Source organism: Phytohabitans flavus, assembly GCF_011764545.1.
In the GTDB taxonomy this organism is placed as follows: Bacteria; Actinomycetota; Actinomycetes; order Mycobacteriales; family Micromonosporaceae; genus Phytohabitans; species Phytohabitans flavus.
Genome location: NZ_AP022870.1, coordinates 6,453,738 through 6,467,625 on the forward strand (window position 1 = coordinate 6,453,738; position 13,888 = coordinate 6,467,625).

General features: G+C 68.4%; 11 protein-coding genes. All 11 read right to left on the reverse strand.

Features of this window, described 5'->3' with window-relative positions:
- Window positions 1–16: 16 nt before the first annotated feature.
- The 11 genes from Pflav_RS28175 to Pflav_RS28225 all read right to left on the reverse strand — a co-directional run bounded on the left by Pflav_RS28175 (window position 17) and on the right by Pflav_RS28225 (window position 13,650).
- Entirely contained in the window at window positions 17–1,243 is a 1,227-nt protein-coding gene (locus Pflav_RS28175) for an Ig-like domain-containing protein (RefSeq protein WP_173039522.1), read from the reverse strand.
- 236 nt (window positions 1,244–1,479) lie between these two features.
- Window positions 1,480–2,001: a hypothetical protein gene (locus tag Pflav_RS28180; RefSeq protein ID WP_173039524.1), complete on the reverse strand. Its 522-nt coding sequence runs from the start codon at window positions 1,999–2,001 to the stop codon at window positions 1,480–1,482.
- A 100-nt stretch (window positions 2,002–2,101) separates the two neighbouring features.
- Entirely contained in the window at window positions 2,102–3,349 is a 1,248-nt protein-coding gene (locus Pflav_RS28185) for a hypothetical protein (RefSeq protein WP_173039526.1), read from the reverse strand.
- 308 nt (window positions 3,350–3,657) lie between these two features.
- Window positions 3,658–4,290 carry a hypothetical protein gene (locus Pflav_RS28190; RefSeq protein WP_232071999.1) on the reverse strand — a complete coding sequence of 211 codons (633 nt, stop codon included), beginning with the start codon at window positions 4,288–4,290 and terminating at the stop codon, window positions 3,658–3,660.
- On the reverse strand, window positions 4,287–5,936 hold the full coding sequence (locus tag Pflav_RS28195; RefSeq protein WP_173039530.1) for a hypothetical protein: 1,650 nt from the start codon (window positions 5,934–5,936) through the stop codon (window positions 4,287–4,289). Before Pflav_RS28195 ends, Pflav_RS28190 begins: the two co-directional genes overlap by 4 nt.
- A gap of 17 nt (window positions 5,937–5,953) precedes the next feature.
- Window positions 5,954–6,328 (reverse strand): hypothetical protein, encoded by a 375-nt coding sequence (locus Pflav_RS28200; RefSeq protein WP_173039532.1) that lies wholly within the window; start codon window positions 6,326–6,328, stop codon window positions 5,954–5,956.
- Between the two features lie 67 nt (window positions 6,329–6,395).
- Complete coding sequence (locus tag Pflav_RS28205; protein WP_197938773.1) at window positions 6,396–8,027, reverse strand: phosphate ABC transporter substrate-binding protein PstS; 1,632 nt, start codon at window positions 8,025–8,027, stop codon at window positions 6,396–6,398.
- On the reverse strand, window positions 8,024–9,304 hold the full coding sequence (gene pstA, locus Pflav_RS28210; protein ID WP_173039534.1) for a phosphate ABC transporter permease PstA: 1,281 nt from the start codon (window positions 9,302–9,304) through the stop codon (window positions 8,024–8,026). Before pstA ends, Pflav_RS28205 begins: the two co-directional genes overlap by 4 nt.
- 4 nt (window positions 9,305–9,308) lie before the next feature.
- The gene (gene pstC / locus Pflav_RS28215; RefSeq protein ID WP_269474549.1) at window positions 9,309–10,325 is read right to left on the reverse strand and encodes a phosphate ABC transporter permease subunit PstC; all 1,017 of its coding nucleotides are present in this window, start codon (window positions 10,323–10,325) and stop codon (window positions 9,309–9,311) included.
- A complete protein-coding gene (locus Pflav_RS28220; RefSeq protein WP_173039536.1) occupies window positions 10,322–10,852 on the reverse strand; it encodes a hypothetical protein in 531 nt (176 codons plus the stop codon). Before Pflav_RS28220 ends, pstC begins: the two co-directional genes overlap by 4 nt.
- 308 nt (window positions 10,853–11,160) lie before the next feature.
- On the reverse strand, window positions 11,161–13,650 hold the full coding sequence (locus Pflav_RS28225) for a hypothetical protein (RefSeq protein WP_173039538.1): 2,490 nt from the start codon (window positions 13,648–13,650) through the stop codon (window positions 11,161–11,163).
- Between the last annotated feature and the right edge of the window lie 238 nt (window positions 13,651–13,888).

Genomic DNA, 13,888 nt, shown 5'->3' on the forward strand with positions numbered 1-13,888 from the left:
CCCCTTCCCCCGGTCGCTACTTGCTCAACAAAGTGACGGTCAAGGTGGCTGAGTAGTCACCCGCCGGCGTTTCCGCGGGAACCTGGAGGTTCAGGGTCCCACCAAGGGTGCAGGATCCGGCGCCCTTGCCGGCGTCCGCCGTGGCGAGCGTGGCCGTCTCCTTGATGCCGGGGTTGCCCGCCGCGACCGGGTCACCCAGCTCCACGTCGTTGGCCGCGTTGGGCTCGATCACCGCCGGCTCCCAGCCCAGGTTTTCGCCGCCGAAGGAGCCGTCGTCACCGCTGAAGTCAGTGGTGAAGCCGGTCAGGTCCCAGCCGGCGAGCTGGTCACGGTCGTCGTTCACCGTGATCTCGCTCAGTTGGCCCTCGAACGCCAGCTCCTGGCCGGACACGGGCTCCAGGTCCACCGGAGCGCCGCCGACCTCCAGGGTGAGCTCTCCGTCGCCCTCGCTCGGAGGGACGGTGACGTTGAGCTGCTGGTTGCCCGACCCGCCACCGTTGCTCTCGGTGATCGTGACGGTCACCTCGCTCGAGGTGGACGGGGTGAAGTCCTCGGGGTCGGCAGGCGTGAACTTCGCGGTTAGCGAGTGCGCACCCACCGGCAAGCTGGCTACCGTCAGCGTGGCCTTCCCGCTGGCGACGTCGTCGGTGCCCAACGACGCCGTACCGTTGAGGAACTCCACGCTGCCAGCAGCACCGGTTCCGGTCACCGTCGCGGTGAGGGTGACCGGCTGCCCGGCCTGCGCGGTGCTCGGCTGGGCCTCCAGGGAGGTCGTGGTCGTGACCGGCTCGGGGTCCTCGCCGCCGCCCTCGATCACATTCCAGGTGCCGCCCTGAAGGTCGACGTGGATCCAGGTGGTCGCTGCCGCGAAGGGTACGAACTCGTCGTTGTAGCAGAGCAGGGCAACCATGTGATCGCCGGACGTCAATCCGGTGTCCCGGAAGAGTTGTGCGAGACCCCCGATGCCGAAGGCGTCCAACTGCCCGGGCGGCGGTGGGTCGTCCGTCAGGCCGAAGAGGTTCGCGGACAGCTGAGCACCGGTCGGGACGGGAGGTTCCTCCTCAAGCGCGACCTGAATGTTTGCTGCCAACCGGAAGTCGGCAGGACAGGGGTGCTCGATCGTGTACCCGCCCATCGACGGGGCGGTGGTCGACCCGCTCGTCGGATTGATGATCAGGCCACCCGGGCCGTCGCCGACGTCAGCCTGCGCGCCGGTCGGCCCGAGCAGCACCGCGCCGGCCACGACTGCGCAGGCACCGACAAGCGCCGAAGCGCGGCGTCTGCGCCGGCCCCGGTCAGTCGTAGTGCCCCCGTCAGGCGTTGCCGCGCTTTCGCGACGCCTCGGAGCTGTAGTGTTCATTGACGATAGTTCCCCACTTCCTATCTCGCGGCCCACGCCTTGTGCATGGGATGCTTGGTTTTGAAGCCGGTCATGGGTGGTGCCGGATGCACCCGGCACCACCGTTATGCCGACGCCAATCAGACGAGGACGCGCCAGGTGCCGGCCTCGACGTCGATCTTGATCGCGTTCACGTTGCCCCGGACCCACTCAAAGGCATCGTTGTAGCAAAGAACGTCGATCTCGTACCAACCAGTGGTGATGTCGTTGGTGAGGACGGTGAAGATGAGGGCGTCATCCAGGGTGCCGCTCGGCTTGGCCGTGGTCGGGACGAAGTTGCCACTCAGGAACTTCGGCTCGCCATCCTGCTGTAGCGCGACGACTCCCGAGGCACGGTAGTTAGACGGGCACGCCTTCGTCGTGGAGAAGGTGGCCACCGGGGCGGTGGTGAGCGCACCACTCTTGGGCGAAAGAGTGAGCAGGCCCGGCAACTCGAAACCCCGGTGCTTGGAGCCGTGGGCCTGAGCCGCCGTGGGGGCGGCGATTACGGCCACGGCCGTCGCCACGGCGACACCGAAGATCGCGAGGCTGCGGCGGATGTTCCGAATCTTCATTAAGGTACCCTTCTTTTCCGTAACGGGATGCACCCTCTGTGCATCCACGCAGGCCTATGTTTGGCTATCCGCGCCAGAGTGCCTGGCCAGCGTGGGAATCGCTGGCCAGGCACTCGGGGGTGAGTCAATTACGGACGTTTGTTGCGAATTACCACTGGGTGGTGTTGAACGCGCGGAGAGTCACGTCGGTCACATTGCCGCAGCGACCCGCCGGCAGCAGGCCGAAGCCCCACGAGGTGATCGTGCTGGTGCGGCGGCACAGGCTGAACGGGGTGTTGCTGGTGTCGACGAAGATCTCCCAGAGGTCGTTCAGGTAGCCGGTGCCCGCACCCGCGGTGGTGGCGGCGAACGGGATCACGTGGAAGACCTCGCGGACAAGGATGGAGTGCCAGTTCGGGTTGAGCTGGAGGCCGTTGGGGGTGAACGGCGAGATGGTCGGGCCAACAGGCTGACCGGGCGCCGGGGTAGCAGCGACGCCGAACAGCACGGCGCCGTTGCGGCGGTCGATCGGGGTGCCCGCGCGGGCCTGCTGAGCGAGGAACTGGGCGATGGAGTACGGCATGATCGCCGCGTTGTCCGCCGCGACCGCCGAACCGTCGTGCTCCTGGACGGACAACAGGCCGGGGCCGTACGTGTCCTTCACGTGCGGGGGAAGGGCGGTCGCGCTGAAGCCCATCGCACCGGCGAAGAAGGTACGCGTGCCGGAGCCGGACTGCGGAACCAGCAGGTGGACCGCCGTGGCGCCGGGCGCCGGAAGGTCAGCCGGGTTGGCGACGTCAACCGGGTCGTAGGTGATGCCGTTCGTGGCGGTCACCGGCGTGCCGGCGCTGTACATGGTCTGCAGCTGCCCCAGCGTGAAGACGCCACCGACGACCGAGGCCGGGCCCCGCGCGAAGCCAACGGCGTCCAGGCCGAACGGGACGTACTGCAGCAGACCGGTGGGGCTCTGCTGGGTGGTGGCGGAGGGCCGGCTGGAGGAACGGGCGTACTCAAAGCACCGCGTGTTGAACGGGGGGTTGCCGACCCCGCCGAAGTAGGTAGCCGCCGTGCTGGCCGGGTAGCCAGGGAGACCGCTCAGCGACCGGCGCAGAGCCGTCACACCCTCGGAGGAGCCGTTCGGCCGGGTGATGGGGGGGCAGAGCACGGTGGCCGGAGAAGCGACCGCGTTCTTGACCGTGATCGTGTTGTGGACCGGCAGCGCGTTCCACGAGCTGAACCCGATCACGCCCGCGAGCGCGTTCGTCACGTCCTGCGTGGTGTCCGAGCCGCTGCCGTCGATGTTGATGGGCGACGTGGGACCCGACGGGTCCGCGGCGGCCGGGCCGGCCATGCCGACCATGATGCCGGCGGCCAGGGCGCTTACGCCCACGGCACGGATGAAGCTCTTCAGCTTCATGTGTTCACCCCTTTCAGGGCTAAGAACCTTGCTCGATCTGTTTGATCGAGCCACGACAATCCTTACGATCGACAACGGTGGCTAGTACCCGTTTTTGGAGTCGGGTTGGCAATTCCACGGACACGCCAATATTAAGAGGAAGTAACAGGGGGTGGGCGACTCGTAGCCGGTAGCGCTGATGACTAGCTTCACTTTGCTTGCCACCCTTCCCCTCTGACCCGCCGGACGAGAATGGATGCATCGGTGCGGTGAGATGGGTCACCATTGACTACTGTCAAATGCACATGCGGCAGTAAGCGGCATGGTTCTCATGGCTCTCCTCCTCCGGACACCCGGGTACGGCGGAACGGCCGGACCAGGAAGGTCGGAGGGTGTCGCAGCACTATTCCGCCGAGGCTGACGCCAGCAGCGGAGATCAGCGCGGCGACCAATACCCAGCGGATGGCGCCCAAGGCGTCGTTGGGGGTCGACCCGGCGGCAAGAGCAGGAGGTGGCTGGCTCACGGTGCCACCGGGCGGCACCGCGCTCGGGCTGGCCGTCGCCGGTGACGCCCCGGCGCTGGGCACACCGGCCCCATCATCCGAATCGTCGTCGCCGCCCGTCGGACTCGGAGTCGGACTCGGGCTCGGCGTCGGGCTAGGCGTGGCCGCGGCGAGATCGCGGAGCGTCTGAGCCGCGGCCCGTGTCTTCGCCCTCAGGCTTTCGGTGAGTGGCAGATAGCCGGGCGGGAGCTGGCCGATTTCTACACCGGAGGTCTGGCCGGCGCCAGCGGCGTGGTCCAGCAGCGCGGCGGCATCACGCAGCGTCGCCGGGTCCCTGTTGGTGCGTACGGCGGCGTAGACGATCTGGGTGAGCGGGTAGCCGCCCGACCCCGCGGCCGCGGGGTCGACGCGCAGCAGCCCGGTGCTGTCCGCTTTCGCCGCAGCCACGGCGGCGGTCATGCTGGCCGCCGATGGGGCGACGCAGTCATCGCCTTCGGGGGAGCACAGGCCGCCGTCTGCAGCCCATAGCGGGCGCTAAGCGATGTGGAGGTAAACGCCCAGGCGAAACGATCGCCCAACGGCCATGGACCTGGCTTGTCCCACCATCCTTGAGCCCCGTCGGGTGCCTGCGTGGTCGTGTTCCAACTGCCGACGCCGTGGGTGTAGGCGCGCTGCACCTTCACCGCGGCATCTTCAAGGTTGAGGGCGTACGGGATGTACTCGACTGAGTTGACGCACAGGTCCGGCCTATCCGCCGGAGTGTCGTTGAAGCGGGTGCACATCGGGTCAGCGCGCAGATAGCCGCTGGCCGGCGGTGGATCGCCGAGCTTGAGCGATTGGTAGTTGGGGTTGACCACCATGCCGCCCTCGTCGGGCTGCCCACCCAGCCAGGCCCGGGTGCCCGGATCGGACTGGATCCAGGCCCAGACCGCTCGGTTGACGTTCGACTGGTCCGCGGTGGTCATCGGCGCCGTCGTATTCGTGAAATTAACTGAGCGAACGACGTCGGGGTTGAGCTGCAGCCACTGCGGGTCGAAGGTGACATTTCCGGGCCCGTATATGTGCTTCATCCATGACGGCGTGACGAATTTTGACGAGCTTGTCATCCCGCCGGGCAAGTCGCCCTTGTAGGACTGGGTCAGCGTCTTCGCCAGTAGCTGCGGGCTGATGCCGAGTCGCTGAATCTGGTGGGTCTCGGGGCCTGCCCTCACGTCCATCCGGAAGGCGAGGGTGGTGCTGGTGACCGCGACCGGGGCGTAGATCAGCGGCGGGCCCTGGTCGGCGAAAACGATGGGTTGGGTGGTGAAGGCGAGCCCGGCCGCGCCGGGCAGGTTGCTGGCAAGCTCGACGACGTTGGTGGCGTCCGGGGTAGCAGTGAAGTCGTAGACCGAGCCGCCGTTCTGGCACAGCGCCGGCTGCCATGACGTCATCAGCGCTCCGACCAGCTCCGTGCCCACCGTCTTCCGCTGGGCGGTGCCCTGAGGACAGATGAGGCTGGTCGGCAGGAAGCTCAGGTGGACCTGCATACGCTGCGCCCAGTTGCTCGCGCTGAGCGCGGACTCCTTAACACCCAGACCGGTTCCACCGATGCCGGCTTGGGGGGTGCCGTCGGGCGCAAACACGCCGCGGGGCACGATGACCAGCCAGCAGCCCCGCGGAGCTCCGCCGGCCGCGGGGTCCCGGTCGCCGCAGCCCAGCCCGCTTGCCTGCCGCCCGGTCTGCATTTCGAAAGAGACCTGGCCAGTGCCGTCCGAGGAGGTGGCCGCGACCGGGACCTCGTTCGTCGACTGGGCCTGGTAGTAGGTCCGCAGCGACTCCTTTTCCAAATCATTCGGATCTACATCGTCGAGGTAGATCTTCAGATCGGGATTGCCGACCGGCGTGAACGGAACGTAGTACCCCAGTGGATCGGTGACGGACTGGCGGTCCGGCTTGGAAGGCTCAGCCGGATCGCACTGGACCCCGCCTGATGGGCATTTGCTGCCCGAACGCTCGTCCTGAAAGGCCGCCGTGTTAGGGCCTGTGGGCAGGTTCTTTCCGTCGAAGCCACCCCACTGGCAGGCCTCGGGATCCGGGCCGGTGGGAGCGTCACCCCAGCACTGCATGATCTGCAGGTAGTCACCTATAAGGCTGCTTGGGCTGGTGTTCGTTGGGGGCCGCCGGTCCAGGTGATCTGGACGCTCTGGTGCGTAAGATCCTCCGTCTGGCCGACGGTCACCGCCAGATCCTTGTACTTGGCCTGCACATCCTCGTAGAAGGCGTCGACGCCGCTCTTCTCGCGCGGTGCGGCGATGGTCTTGTTGTCCGACCGGACGACGCCGTCGGCCCACTTGACGGTGACCGCCGAGTCGGTGGTGCCGAACCCGGTGATCGGGTCGATGGCGGCCTCGGCCGGCTGGGTCGGGCCGAGCGGGTCAACGATCGCCAGCGCTGTCGCCGCCACCAGGGCGGCAACGCCTGCGGCGACCCTGCCACGGATGCTTCTGCGGCTGGTCATGCCGGCCCTCCGGGCATCGTGAAGTCGTCGGAGCGGCGCTGCCGGCGCCGCGCGCCGGCCTGGGCGATCAGCGGCGGACCCAAGGCGAGGGCGAGCAGCAGCGCACCGGCCAGCACCATGAGCGCGACGCGGAACCCGGTGCCGAGGCCCGCCTCGGCGGGAACCGGCTGGCCGACCACATTGAGGTCGCCGGTGTTGGCGCCGCCACCCTGGCCGCAGTCCTGGGTGTCCGGGTCACAGGCGCCCTGTTGTGCGATGGGGCCGCTGCCCGGGTTCGGCGTCGAGCCGCTCGGGCCGGCACTAGGTCCGCCGGTGCTGTTGTTGCCACCTGGGCCACCGCCGCCCGGACCGCCGCCCCGTTGTTGTTGTTATTCGGGGTGTTCTGGTTCTTAGCGCCGCCTGTGCCGGTCGTGCACTGCAACGGACCCTTCTTGTCGCAGTCCGGTGGCCTCGGGTCCGTCCTCGCCAGCGTGTTGGTGCCGTCGGTGGAGAAGGTCGGGTTGTTACAGGACCGGATGGCGATGTTTCCCACCTTCGCCCCGGGGATCTTGCGGAGCTGGTCGAAGCCGGCCTGGACCAGGTTGATCGGCAGCGCCGAGTAGCCGAGGGAGTTGACCTGGGTCTGCCCCTGACACAGCGCGTACTTGCCGAAGTCGGCAATCGTCTCGCCCTTGGCAGTGGTCATCGGATTGTTGAGCGAGACCGGCAGGATCATGTACGAGTAGCCCGACAGCGGGTAGGTGCGCGGATCTGTGTTCGTGTAGACGTCCGACAGATCCTGCGTCAGATATACGTTCGGGTCGTTCTTGTTCAGATTGATCTTGGCTTTGAGCAGCGATACGGCGACGTGACCCGCGGTCGGCTCGGTGTAGTAGTTGCCGTTGTTGAGCATCTTCGCCACGGGGAAGTTGGCCTGGATGGCGTACGAGTACTGCACGTAGCCGATGGCCCCCAAAGCCTGCGGCTGGGCCACATAGCCGGAGACGCCGAGGTCACCGGCCTGGGCCACCATCCCCCGGCCGGGCACGATGGGATACACCGAGGTCTGGGTGCACGGGTTGCGGCCCGCCGCGGCGCAGTACGAGTTCCACAAGGAGCGCTGCGTGGCGTACATCCACTGGGTGAACTGCGCGGTGGACCCGGAGCCCTCCGACCGCACCACCGGGACGATCCGGATCGCGGGCAGTCGCAGCCCGGGGTTGTCTGCCGCGATCGCCGCGTCGTTCCACATCCGGATGCCGCCGGTGAAGATCTTGGCGATATTCGTGCCGGACAGCCGCAGGTTGGTGACCCGCTGGTTACCGATCTTGAGGTTGTACATGAAGGTGGTGCCGCCGGCGGTGACGGGCATGTAGGCGAACGGGTGGGCCTGGGTGGGTGGCACGTCCAGGTTGTTGCCGTCCTTGATCCCGTATGGAATGTCGGATGCGGCCCAGTCGACCGTGCCGGCCCGGAACTGGTTGCGGCCGTCGGATGAACCGGTGCCGGCGAAGTTCACGGTCATGCCGAACTGGTTGACGTTGCGCCGCCAGGAGTCGATCGCGTTCTGCGACCAGGTCGACCCGGCGCCGTTGATCGTCACGTACGCGGCCGCCGCTGCTGGTGGCCGCACAAATACGCCGACACCAGCGGCGAGCAGCAGCGTGCACGCCACCGCGAGCCAGCGATGCAGGCGGCCGGGGTGGGACGTGGTGATCATTGGGTTTCTCCATGCGATGTGCTCGACGGGAAGGAGGCCGGGCTAGCCGGGTAGGCGCCGGCGGTAAGTCGGGAGCGTCCGGCGAACCGCTTGAGGTCGCGGCGGGACGCGGCGGCACGGCGGCGGCGCTGGCCTGCGGTGAGATCGCCCGGAGCGCGACCACCGATGAGGCGGGTGATGGCGAACAGCAGCACGACCAGCACCATGAGCGTGAGGGCGGTGCCGAACCCGCGAGCCTTCATGTCTGGCATCGGGTTTTGCACCAGCGTGTAAGCCAGCAGCGGGAGGCTCATCATCGGCCCGTGCACGGGGTCTGTGTTTACCTGCGCGGTCGCACCGGCTGTGATCAGCACCGGGCTTGTCTCGCCGACTCCCCGGGCGGCGCCGAGGATCACCGCCGTCGCCAGCCCGGACCGCGCGGTCGGCAACGTCACGTGCCAGATCGTGCGCCACTGACCAGAGCCCAACGCGTACGACGCTTCGGTCAGGCTGCCCGGTACCAGACGGAGCACCACGTCGGTCGCCCGGATGATGATCGGCAGCATGGTGACCGAAAGAGCCAGCGCCGCGGCGAGGCCGGACTTGTCGAGCCCGAAGATCAGGATCACCGTGGCGAAGATGAACAGGCCGGCCAGCAGGTCCGGCAGCGCGGTCATCGCCTCGACCACGGTGCGCACGAACCGGGAGAACCGCCCCGGGATCTCGTGCAGGAACACCCCGCCGAGCAGGCCCAGCGGCACCGAGATGGCCAGCGCGAGGCCGAGCTCGATCAGGGTCCCGATGATGGCGTGCCTGATGCCGCCGACGGTGAGCGGGTCGAGCGGGCCGGCGTTGCGCATGTCCTGGGTGAAGAAGTTGAGGTGGGTCAGCGCCCCGAAACCGCGGTAAAGGGTGTAGAGGAGGATGAAGAGCAACGTGCCGAGCAGCACGACGGCAATGGAATGCACCACCACCGTCGAGACGCGGTCCACCATTGCCGGCCGGTCTTCGTCGAAGGAGACCAGCAGCGCATACGTGACGACGAACAGCACCCAGCTCACGACGATGTAGCCGAGCACGCCGGTGAAGGGGCCTAGCTGGATCCACAGTAGACCCGTCGTGGCGAGCGAGGCCGCCAGACCGCCGATGAGGGCGAATACGTCAGTATTGCGGACTCCGCCCAGCGGCCGAGGACTCTGGTGGGCGTGCGGACGGCGGCGGTCGGGGACCGTGGTGCGAGGCGGGGTCACCGTCGTCGTGCGCGCTTCGCGCTCGGTTTCGGTCTCGAGCAGTGTCATCGCCTCAGACCTCGCTCACCGCGCCGGACCGGGAGCGGGCCACGATGGACGCCGCGATGAAGTTGACGATCAGGGTCATCACGAACAGCGCCAGTCCGGCCGCGAACAGCGCACTCAGCGCGAACGGGCTCGACTCGCCATAGTGAGTGGCGATCAGGCTGGAGACGCTGGAGGTGCCGTTTTCCAGGATGCGCGGCTGGATGACGAACACCGGCGAAATGATCATGACTACCGCGATCGTCTCGCCCAGCGCCCGGCCGAGGCCGAGCATGGTACCGCCGATGATCGCGCCCTTGCCGAACGGCAGCACGACGCTGCCGATCATGCCCCACCGCGTGGCACCGAGGGCGTAGGCGCCCTCTCGCTCGCCGGGCGGTGCCTGGCTGAACGCCTCACGCATCACCGAACAGGCGATCGGCGCCACCATCAGAGCCACCACGAGGCCGGCGATGAACGTGCTCGACGTGTAGACGGTCTCCGTCGCCAGCGGATCGTGCCGGGTGGCGCCATGGACCCTGAAGATCGGGATCCAGCCGAACCAGTCGGAGATCCACCGGGACAGGCCGAGCACCTCCCACTGGAGGAAGAACGCTCCCCACAGCCCGAAGACCACGCTTGGCACGGCGGCCATCAAGTCCACCGAGGCGATCAGGAAGCCCCGCAGCCAACGTGGCGCGAACTCGGAGATGTAGAGAGCCACGCCCACCGCCAGCACCGTGGCCACCACGATCGCGACGAGCGCGATCAGGATCGTGCCGACGATGACCGCGGCGATGCCGAACGCGCCACTGTCCGGGTTCCACTCCTGCGTGGTGAGGAAGCTGGGCCCGGCCTTGCGCAGCGCCAGAAGTGCGCGGTATGCGAGGAACGCGCCGACCAGCGCCATGATCACCAACACGAGCGCGCCGCCGCTACGGGCCACGCCGCGGAACACCCGGTCCGAAAAGCCGAGGTTGGTCTTCAGACGCCGCGGCTTTTGCGTCGCCTGATCTTCCGGGCGAGTCGCTACAGCACTTGTCACGACTGGCCCTCGGACGTGTACCGCGAGGGCGCCGGCCCGCGCCGGTCACGCAATGCGCGGACCATGTCGGTGACCTCGGCGTCGGCCACGGCGTCGACGAAGCGCTTCGCCGCGTAGCGCGCGGTCTGCTCCTGCTCGTAGCGCTTGCCCGCGGCGACCGGCGTGTCGTCCAACTCCCCGCGCCAGCTGAAGTCGCCCGTCACCGGGTCGGGGAACGTGCTGAGCACGAGCCTGCCGGAGCCGGCCTGGACCTCGCGCACGGCGTGTCGGCACAGCTCCGGGGAGGCGTATCGGAACACGCTGCGCGCCAGCTCGCGATTGTTCGCCGTCATCAGCCGCCACGAATACCAACCGCCCACGGAGAGCCGGCCTCGACGTCTCGGCACCGCCGCGGCCTCGGCCAGCGGCTCGGCTGCGTCTACCGAAGTGGCCCACGCCGGCACAGGGGCGGCAAGCGGCCACCCCAGCCAGTTCGGGGCCGCGGACGGCGGCAGCAGGTGCACAAAAAACCGAACGGGTGCCGCCATCGCGCAACTCCAGTAAGTCAGAAAGTGGCGGTGCCACGGATCGCGCATTCGCTCCCCACCTACTGCTATTGGTGCCTCGCCTCCGGGGTTTCCGGTCAGGACGAGGGCGAGGCGTCCCTATAGTGACTGCCTCTCCGCATAGGGACGACCGTAATCGAGCGGTAGGCGGGAGCCCACGGAACGGAGTTAAGCAACAGGTGAACATCCGACGAGCAGGGGAACCGAGTCCCGCAAGCCAGGCGTCTGAGAAATCTTGGGTGATTCAACCCAATCCGCCTACGCTCGCCCTACGCGTCTCGACGACCGGTCTAGCCTGGGAGGGCACCGTCGATCACCGCCGCGAGGGTCGCCCCGGCCGTGCCGCCAAGCGCCGCTCCGAGCAGCACGAGAATCGCTATCTCCCGCACGACCAGGCCCGCCACCTGCGTACGAAGCAAGCCCTGCACCCGCAGGTCGGCCAGCTCGGCACGACGGTCGCGCACCGCCAGGAGGCCGACGTCGCCCACCACGAAGGCCGCGGCTAGCACGATCAGAGCCGTGGCCGCGGTGTCGATCCATCGGTCCTGGAGGGACACCGGTACCCCGAACAGGTCGCCGACGACCGAGCCGTGCCACACCAGCGTCAGCAGCAGTTGCAGCGTGAGCGCGCCACAGGCGATCGCGACCGCGGCTACGCAGAGTGCACTTCGGCCCGGAGTCCGCAGCAGATGGACGATCGCCGCCCGCAGCCGGCCGCGGGCATGCAGACGCCGAGGTGGTGGGCGGCGCGCCGGCTGACCCGAGTGCGCGGCCTCGCTGGCCCGCCAGACCGGAACCATAGCGGCGATGAGGCCGACAGCCACCGCGATCGGCACCGCCAGCAGGGGGTGCAGCGGCATGACCGGTACGTGCGAGGCGACGGCCACCAGCCAGACGAGGAGCGCGCTGAGCAGCCCCGCGGCGAGCGCGAGCAGGCCCACTTCCGCCATCAGGTGGCGCCGGATCTCACCCGGCAGTAGGCCCAGACGGGCCTGCTGTCGCAGCTCTGGAGCCAAGGTACCGGTGGAGGCGACGGTCGCGTTCGCCACCGCGAGCCCGCACACGAGCAGCACCGCGAGGAGCAGGATCCTGCTCTTGAGCTCCAGTGCTTGTACGTTCACCGCGGCGGCGGACTCGCGGTACCACGTCTCGGTGACGCTCAGCTGGGGCCGGCCGTGCTGACCAGCCGGAACGGTGACCGTGACCTGGGCCGGCGTCGCGCCGAGGGTGACGCTGACCTGTAGGCCCGTCGCCCTGCGGATCTCGTCGGCGACCGTACGGACCCGCTCTCGACCGAGCGCATCAGTGCCGGTGACGCCCGCGACCCGGACCCGGACAGCGCTGACCGGGGCAGCCTGGTTCACGTTGCTGAAGACCGCGGGATCCGTGAACGCGTCGATCCGGCTGAGCGGCATGAGCATCGTCGGAGCCCCAGCCGGATAGCCAGCCGGGTTGGTGTTCGGGACCAGCTTGCGTCCGCCGAGGGCTCGTCGCGTCGCGGGGTCCGCGCCGGGCAGGGACTGGGCCGAGAACGCGGTGACGCCCCGCCTCCCGGCCGACATCCCGCCCGGGTCGAATATGCCCACAGTAGACATTAGAGGGAGCGCCGTGCCCGGCAACGCCGTGTGCGCGACGAGCTGTCGCGCGGCGGTGTCGGAGGCGTCGACCGGAGGCATCCGGAGCTTGGTGCCGTGCGGCTGCCACGTCTTGGGCGGCGGAGGCGGCTGCGGCGTCACCGAGACTCGGCCGTCGGCGTGGCCGACGTAGTCCACCGAGGTGCTGGTCCAGAACGCGTCGACCAGATCCGGACGGCCCGAGGTCAGCGCCTCGGTAACCAGCTGCTGGTAGGCCTGCGCCGAGGTGACGGTCCGGGTGGACACCACCGTTTCCCGCGACTCGGCCAGCAGGCGGTCGATCTGCGTGGCGCTCGCGCCCGCTTCGATAGCAGCCGCCACCCGGTCCGGAAGCTGGGCGACGACAACCTGGTCCTGGTCGTTGTCGGCCAACGAGCCGGCGCGGATGACCGGGATCGCCGCGCTACCGTCAGCGGATGTGTCCTCGGGCAGGTACCGGCCCGTACTGATCGCGTTGTCGATGTCGTTGAGGGCCGCCTCGGCAGCCGGGTCCACGGCGGCCACCAGCGTCGGAAATGTCCACGTGTCCGCCACCGAGGGCTGTGACACGCCCTGTGCCCATGCCGACGCCGCTCCGGTCCGGGTGGACCAGCAGGTGCCAGCGCGGCGGGTCTGGACCGCGAACGGGTCGGCACCCGGCTGGAGGTCCGGGTACGGGAAGCGCACAAGGCAGTCCGGGTCCGAGGTGACGTAGGTGACGGCGACGTCCGGTTGAACGATCTTGCTCAGGCCCTGATCGGTGGTGTGTGTAATGGTCGCGGTGTACGCGGCCGGTGCCCGCAGCCGCTCCTGGGGTATCGGTACCGCGACGTGCACCGTCTGAAGGATGTAGCCGACCATGGCGATCGGCGCTGCCACCTCGACGCCGGGCGTCCGCTGGATCTGTCGAACCTGCCTGAGTGTGATGCCGCCGTAGATGTCCTGCCACTGGCGCGGGCGAAGCAGGCTGCCGCCGCCGGCCTGCTCGGTGCCACTGGCGGCCTCCGGAGGAAGGACCAAGAGGTCGTACGTGGCAGATGAGGCCGGCACCGCGGCACCGGCGATTTCCAAGCGTTCGACCTTCGTACCGCCGAGGATCGTGAACGCGGTCGTCGCGCCGGTGATCGCCAGTACCAGGGCCAGTGTTCGCCACCGTTGGGAACGCAACCGGCGCCACGTCAGCCAGAGCGCCGCAGGGCGGACACCGCTCTTCCTGACCGATCTTCGACGACCGATGCTCATCGGCAGCGAAACCTCCCGTGCAACCGCGGCCTACCGCAAATACCGTGGCGTGCGCGGACACGCGTCGGCAAGCATCGAACGGGGTGTTCGCGACTCGGTCACCTGGTCGTCACCGGAGAGCCGGGCGACTGGGAACAGACGGCATGGTAACGGTTGCACGAGT

Excerpts from the sequence above, each read along its gene's own strand:
- Pflav_RS28195 (WP_173039530.1), bottom strand. The coding sequence starts at position 5,936 with ATGCAGTGCTGGGGTGACGCTCCCACCGGCCCGGATCCCGAGGCCTGC.
- Pflav_RS28200 (WP_173039532.1), bottom strand. The coding sequence starts at position 6,328 with ATGACCAGCCGCAGAAGCATCCGTGGCAGGGTCGCCGCAGGCGTTGCC.
- Pflav_RS28220 (WP_173039536.1), bottom strand. The coding sequence starts at position 10,852 with ATGGCGGCACCCGTTCGGTTTTTTGTGCACCTGCTGCCGCCGTCCGCG.
- Pflav_RS28205 (WP_197938773.1), bottom strand. The coding sequence starts at position 8,027 with ATGATCACCACGTCCCACCCCGGCCGCCTGCATCGCTGGCTCGCGGTG.
- Pflav_RS28190 (WP_232071999.1), bottom strand. The coding sequence starts at position 4,290 with ATGACCGCCGCCGTGGCTGCGGCGAAAGCGGACAGCACCGGGCTGCTG.
- Pflav_RS28185 (WP_173039526.1), bottom strand. The coding sequence starts at position 3,349 with ATGAAGCTGAAGAGCTTCATCCGTGCCGTGGGCGTAAGCGCCCTGGCC.
- pstA (WP_173039534.1), bottom strand. The coding sequence starts at position 9,304 with ATGACACTGCTCGAGACCGAAACCGAGCGCGAAGCGCGCACGACGACG.